The 6,894-nt window shown below is 31.7% G+C and carries 8 protein-coding genes; 5 read left to right on the forward strand and 3 right to left on the reverse strand.

Annotated features, from left to right (window positions below; translation table 11 throughout):
- Positions 1-220: 220 nt before the first annotated feature.
- Positions 221-652: a methylated-DNA--[protein]-cysteine S-methyltransferase gene (locus JJD95_RS19125; protein WP_291644941.1), complete on the reverse strand. Its 432-nt coding sequence runs from the start codon at positions 650-652 to the stop codon at positions 221-223.
- A 406-nt stretch (positions 653-1,058) separates the two neighbouring features.
- On the opposite strand from JJD95_RS19125, the gene JJD95_RS19130 reads away from it, so the two are divergent.
- From JJD95_RS19130 to JJD95_RS19150, 5 genes are all read left to right on the forward strand, one after another.
- Positions 1,059-1,322, forward strand: coding sequence for a hypothetical protein (locus tag JJD95_RS19130; protein ID WP_291644943.1), 264 nt, complete (start codon positions 1,059-1,061; stop codon positions 1,320-1,322).
- Positions 1,323-1,335: 13 nt separating this feature from the next.
- Positions 1,336-2,163: a hypothetical protein gene (locus JJD95_RS19135; protein ID WP_291644945.1), complete on the forward strand. Its 828-nt coding sequence runs from the start codon at positions 1,336-1,338 to the stop codon at positions 2,161-2,163.
- Positions 2,164-2,224: 61 nt separating this feature from the next.
- On the forward strand, positions 2,225-2,662 hold the full coding sequence (locus tag JJD95_RS19140; RefSeq protein ID WP_291644947.1) for a hypothetical protein: 438 nt from the start codon (positions 2,225-2,227) through the stop codon (positions 2,660-2,662).
- A gap of 288 nt (positions 2,663-2,950) precedes the next feature.
- The gene (locus JJD95_RS19145) at positions 2,951-3,730 is read left to right on the forward strand and encodes a hypothetical protein (protein WP_291644949.1); all 780 of its coding nucleotides are present in this window, start codon (positions 2,951-2,953) and stop codon (positions 3,728-3,730) included.
- Between the two features lie 134 nt (positions 3,731-3,864).
- Positions 3,865-4,227 (forward strand): hypothetical protein, encoded by a 363-nt coding sequence (locus JJD95_RS19150; protein WP_291644951.1) that lies wholly within the window; start codon positions 3,865-3,867, stop codon positions 4,225-4,227.
- 215 nt (positions 4,228-4,442) lie between these two features.
- Here the strand turns inward: JJD95_RS19150 and JJD95_RS19155 are convergent, their stop codons facing one another.
- On the reverse strand, positions 4,443-4,853 hold the full coding sequence (locus tag JJD95_RS19155) for a peptide deformylase (RefSeq protein ID WP_291644953.1): 411 nt from the start codon (positions 4,851-4,853) through the stop codon (positions 4,443-4,445).
- A gap of 149 nt (positions 4,854-5,002) precedes the next feature.
- Complete coding sequence (locus tag JJD95_RS19160; RefSeq protein WP_291644955.1) at positions 5,003-6,376, reverse strand: DUF4317 domain-containing protein; 1,374 nt, start codon at positions 6,374-6,376, stop codon at positions 5,003-5,005.
- Between the last annotated feature and the right edge of the window lie 518 nt (positions 6,377-6,894).

Here is a 6,894-nt window from a genome sequence, read left to right on the forward strand (position 1 = left end):
ACCTAGTCCAAATAGTATGCACTGCTTTTACGGATATTTGTTGACCTATAATTGCATAAATCAGTGCTGGGAATAAGTCCTTGATTATCACACGTTCTACCTTGTAAAGTTTATCTATAGCTTCCCCTAATTTTCTATCTGTTTGTTTTAAATAACTAATTTCTTTCTCACTATACTTAAAAAAATTTGTATCTTCTTGTTTCTCAATATCTAAAAGTTTTCATTTTACATCCAAACCACCTACATAACCAACTAATTTACCATTAGCTCCAATAACTCGATGACATGGAATAATTAAGAGAATTGGATTTTTATTATTTGCCTTGCCTACTGCCCTAGCTGCATTTACATTTCCGATATTGCTTGCTATATCTTTATAACTATTAGTTTTACCATAAGGTATTTCTTGCAAAGCCTTCCAAACCCTTTGTTGAAAATCTGTACCTTGGGGTGCAAGTGGCAAATCAAATACCTTTCTTTTTCCATTAAGATATTCCTGTATCTGCCCATATGCTTTTTTTAGTAAAGGAGTTTCAATTATATTTATATCTAACTCATGGATCTCTCCAAAACGCACATGTGTAATAGATGATCCATTTTGGACGATTCCTATTCTACCAATTTGGGTGTCATAGTAAAATGTATTTCTCATATAGTCTCACTCCTTCATTCCTCATGGTCACATAAGGATTAATAGTCTTTCATCACACTAGTTACTTAATTGTACCATTGCTTTCATCAGTTAACAAATATGCAAATTAAGCCTTTAGCAAGCTCATCTAAGGTCTCGCAAAGACCACTTACACAGCTGGAACAGTTTTTGTTGTTATTATTTTCTCATTACCATTTTATTTAAGCATTCTTAAACTATATTTCTACATTAATTTCCAAGTTTCTCTATATAGAGTAACATTTTTGTAAATAAGTACTAATCCATTATTAAAGTCAAATTATAAATCAAAAACATAACCTGGCCTGCAGAAATTCTTAATCCCTTTGTATATTATGATTAAGCAAAAAAACAATAAAATTCTTATTATATGGAGGAGGATAATCAATTGGAGACTACTGAATCATATACCATTGAACCAACTAAAGAGGATATTGACAACTTAGAGAAAGATTTTCAATTTGTACCTGAACGTCCAGGAGATTATGTCATAGACCGCAAGGCCTACATTAAAGCAATGTTTGAAGTGGAGAATGAATTTCAACTTGGGGAACGTGGTCCAAGGCTAGTTTTATTTGTATTAGAGCAGCTTTACCGTTCCCCTAAAATTGTTGATTCTCCTAAAGTAAGAAAGAAACATAAAAATAAATAAAAGAGGTGATCATATGTATACCTGTAATCATTGTAAGAAGAAATTCAAGAATGTGCCTTATATGTGCTGTAATAATAAAAAATACTGTAGCTATGAATGCGTTCCAGAATCCACAATTGAAAAGCCTTACTCTTTTCAATATTTTAACCTTATGGATGGGATAAGAGATATTGAACTAGATATTGAAAACATTAAAGCCCTTGAAGATAGGATTGATTTAGAAGATGAAATTGAAGAATTATCAACTTCCTACACCTTTGAAATTTATGGAGATTCTGAGGGATTGTTTTACAAACATCAAATTGGGCTTCTTCTTGAAACCTTAGATGAACTATATAATAAGGTTCATAATATATTTATGGAAACTAAATATGCTTCAATGCCCTCTATAATTATTAATTGGGAAGATTTGAAAAGGATAATTGGAGAAGAGAATGCAAACCTAATTTTCGATATTTTTAAGGATAAGTTAGATAAGTTTATTTTTGACAATGTTTATTTCACCTGGCCCGATTATAAATACAAAACCATTGATTTTACTTATTATGAGGACAAACTAAAATTCGCTACAATGCGTGATGCAGAAATTGCTTACAAACTTTATCGTGATAGTTTTAATGATATTTTTAATGTGCCTTTTCTTTTCCTTACTGGTGAACAATTAGAGGAGCTGGATATTTATACTTACTGCATTGATATTTTCACTCTTTATCACTGCGTTGTATGTGGAGGGTGGGAGCCATGGGAACGCTTTACGTATTATGACAACCTTAAGCTCTATAAATGTGATGAGCACTGTGGTTGCGAGGAATATGATCATCTATACCAAAATGAATTTTAAGATTGGATTTTTATTGTAATAGCTTTTTAAAAAGTTCAAAATCATTTAGGAGGAATTGTTTATGATTAGAGAGGTAAAAATAAAATGGCAAGAACTATACTATCCATCAGGAGTGCTTAAATACGAAGGTTTTACTAAAATAGATTCGAGGGTAAATGAAATAATACCCTGTGGACAAGGAATAAAATATTTTGAAGATGGTAAAAAGAATATGCAGGGAAGCTTTGCTGACTGGTTTATTGTAACAGGCACAGAGTACTATAAAAGTGGTAACATAAGATTTATAGGAGAATACAACAAAGGCCCCAGAAATTATTATGGACCAAGATATTTCGTTTTTGGCAGGTTATTCAACGAAGACGGCGCAGTTTGGTATGAAGGCACTTTTAATATTAAACATAGCTTAATAGGATATCCTTTATTCAGAAAAGAAGAATCTTTTAAAAATGGCGTGGAGTTTAACAATGATGGAACAATTAAACTAAATTACTTCTCTTAAAAGTGCTTCATACCTGTTTTTGAGCAAATTCGCATCGCTTATAAAAATTGCCGAGTGACATGAACGCATTTAATGAAATTTGTTTTGCAAATAGCAACACAGCTTGTCCGTTTCACTTCCAATCTGTATAAGGGGTCAGAACCTTGTCAAAAACTGGAACAGTTTTTATTGCTATAGGTATAAGAAATAAAAAAAAATTTTTGTTAATTTTTCATATTTTTTAGTGTATTATTAATTATAGGATTATGAATATTTATATTCACGTGTATCAGAAAGGAGTGGAGTGATTTGTCAGAAATATCGATTAAAGCTGAAGATACAGTTGAGAAGTTTAAGAATAAAGGTGAACAGGTTGAAATATACAAAACACCCATAAATTATAACGACGTTGTCTATCATTATGCGGTATACAGAAAGAACAATCAAGTCATTGGCCAAATCATCGTAACAACAGATGGAAAAGTACCACTGCTGGATCAAATTAAAGAAGTTCTGTGGATGGTAGTTGGGGTGAACTCGACGGTGTCAAGTATTTGGGGCGAATTCAGAGCGTGGGCACAAACCCCTACAGAGTTATGGAGAAGGCAATTATGGGTTCTAAATAGTGTTGAAAAGAGCTTTGATATGTCTGATGATATACAAAAATCATTTGCTCAGTTTAAGAATGTGCCAAGCACATTGCTTGAAGAACAAATAAAGATGGTTCAAGCGGTTAAGGAGAGTGTGGAGTATAACAACAGCATGCAGGAGATTACGGTTGAAACTGCTAAAAGAATGACGGAATACAGGAAAAGAATTATGGGTAACAAATATAAGCAACACGTTAGTATGGTTGATACTTATGATGACAGAAAAAAGGTGCTTAATTATGTCAAAGATCAAGTAACAATTTTTAAACCGAAAAAATGGATGTTATACAGTGATTTAAAGGCACAGCATCGAGCATTTTCAGTCAGCCCCTCAGATCTTAAAGCTCATAAGGATGTAAAAGATGATATCTACGGAGAAGCAGCCAGTAAAGAAGTGTTCAAAGGAACAATAGAAAGAAACAGGAATCCAAAGGTGTGAGGCATTCGCAAAGAGAAAAAGTTATTAGCAAGCTACATCTATGTGCAATGTCAATGGTTGATTATTTGGGACTTTCTTGTTATAATTAACGAAGTATCACATACATTTACAATTGCATTTGTTAGGAGCGTTATATGGTAAATATTAAGATCAATAGATTAGTTTGGGGAATATTATTATTAATTTGTTTGCTAGGTATTATAGTTTCAAGCAAAGATATGTTATATATATATCTTTATATTATTGGTTCAGGTATTGTATTTATTAAAGATTACTATGATACAAAAAAACAATATGATCCCAACTGGAAAAATATACTACTCATAAAAAGGTGGCATATTTATGCAAATATTACTCAATGGTTATTTTGGATAGTTTTATTATATTTTTTATTTATATCTGTAACTAGTCTTGGGTATAAATCATTTATAATAGGCGACTTATTCATTGTTGCAACTTTTGCTATAATAAAGTATAACAAACAAGGTCACTATTAAGTTTTTTTGTGAAATTCTTAAAATTGGCACAATATAATTCCATGAATAAACGAAAAGCTGTGAAGTAAATTCACAGCTTTTTTGTTTATTTATAGCAACACATCTTGTCCGTTTCACTTCCAATCTGTGTAAGGGGTCAGACACTTGTCAAAAACCGCAACAATTTTTGTTGCTAATTTATGTGATTCCACCTTGAACAGCTATCTACTTTTTTTCTATATGACTATCCCATCACAATGGTCTACTTCATGTTGAATAATTTGAGCAATCCATCCTGAGTATTTTCCCCTTCGCTTCTTAAATCCCGAATCAAAATACTCTACTTCTATCTCTTTGAATCTATTAGTTTTTCTAACACCTATAAGTGAAAGACATCCTTCTTCTGTTTCATATTGACCTGATTTACTCACTATCCTAGGATTAATCATCGGAACGTTCATATCGCCCATACTGATCGCAATAATCCTTTTTTTGACACCAATCATATTAGCTGCCATTCCTACGCATCCTTCTTTATTTGCTTTAAGCGTATCAAGCAAATCCTGCATCACCTGAGCATCTGCTTTTGTAGCAAGTTCTGATTTTTGATTAAGAAAGAATATATCTTTCATAATTGATCTAACCATATATTATACTCCTTTTATTCGGCTTTTTTATTATGTTCTGTCCTATAACTGCCGACATATTAATCCGTGGTCGTAGTAAAAGCTATAAATTTTTACTTTCTACTATATAATAAAAAATGCCTACGGATAAAATAGTTAATAAAGTTGTTCTAAATAAAATTATCTACACCATTAACTGTAGTTTGTTCATTGTCATTAATAGGAATAACTATGCATTTTTGGCCATTAATTATTTGATATTTTATTTGAGATACTTTTTCGGGTTTTACTTGTAGTATAACATCATAATGAGGGGTAACATTATTACCTTCTGAATATTCATCTGGACCTTTCTCTAAATTAGTTTCTAAAGTTTCTTCTAAATCAGTTGCTGATTCTTCTTCTAAAACCACATTATCATCATTAACTTCTGTAGACAGGTCAATTTCATTATCTATAGCATTCTCTTGTTTAATTTGATCAAGCCTAGCCTTAAGTATTTCCACTTCTTTGTGAAGGCATTCTTCCTTTTTTCTTTGCACATTTGCCTTCAGAGCCTTTGCGTCAATTAAATGCTTTGCTAAAGTGATATCATCGCCAAAGTTCTCTGCATAGGAGTTTTCAATCAAAGTTGTAATTTCTCGAGGAACTTCGCTTTCTATTAAAAGGTTTTGTATATCCTTCTTTGTTAAGCTTATAGGTTCGCAATCTGCATCATCATTTATAGCATTGTATTCCTCTATCATAGTGCTTAGGTTTTCTTGTATATCCATAAAAATCTTATCAGCTTTATTTTCATCAGAACTAAAAGAATCTTTAATAATTGATTGGAATGTTTCCTTTTGCACCGTAGCCGTTTTTTTTGAGAGGCAACCTAGAACATTTTCCATTAATTCAGTATGTGTATCCTTTGCATTTTTTGTGTAATACATAATAGAGTTAACATCTGAGCTACGATCAATAAAAGCAGGAAACACAAAGCCATTAGTTGGGGGCTCTACTACCCAATCTCTAATACGTGCTCCTATTTCATTTTCCTGCTCAAAGTATCTAAGACCAGGCTCTGAAAGTGAAACTGGACATATTGCACATAACACATATTCATATACTTCTTCAGATTCATCTATCTTTATATTATCTTTGGTCTTGCAAGCAACATCATAAGCATCATGAAAAAAGAGTATTAAAAAATTACCAGTGTAATCATAATTAGCTATAATCAAATCATAAAGGTTACCTACAAGAGCATCATCTTTTAATTGACTGTTTTTAAGCTGCATAAGCGATGTCTGACTTTCATTTGTAAAATCTTCATTTGCTTCAAAGTTAAGTTCTAAAATATTATTCCCAATAGTGCCAGACAGTACTTTTTTAGCGATTTCTAAATATTTAAAGTATTCATCCTCATCTAAATTTAGAAAGCTTTCTCTAAATTTTAAAATAGTATGTTTTTCTCCATTAACATAGCAGCCACACATTTTAGTAAAGGTGCATTCTTCTTTTTTATAACGTCTTTTCAACTCAAGTATATCTTTTCTTCTCATATATAAACTCCTTAATTTATAGACAAACCTTACGTGAATTTATAGTTAAAATGGTTTGTCTTTAGTATTTTTTGTTTGTTTATTTTCTCATTACCATTTTATTTAAGTATTCACAAACTTAATTCTACATTAATTTTCAACTTCCTTTATATATAGTAATATTTTTGTAAATATGCACTAATTTATTAGCAAACAGTGCTTCTCCACTTCGTTACCAATTTCTGTAACGTGGTCGTATAAGTAACAATTAAAATAGTTTGCCTGAAAATGTTCGTGTTCCTTGGGTCAGAACTTTGCCAAGGACTTCCTCAAGCTCACACCTCACGGTGGATACCTTGCCTTCAGTTAGTTGTTGGTAACTACAGACCACCGGAGAACGCATATGTGTCAAGCATTTTTAAAAATGTCCCTAAATAAGTGAAACATTAGCACCAACAAATTGTTGGTGCTTTACTTTTTTATATCATGATTTTGGGTAAATTTAATAGACCTAGTGTATGCTATACTTTTTTTGAAAG

Origin of the sequence: Clostridium sp. (genome assembly GCF_016650035.1) — a bacterium.
GTDB lineage: Bacteria > Bacillota > Clostridia > Clostridiales > Clostridiaceae > Clostridium_AD.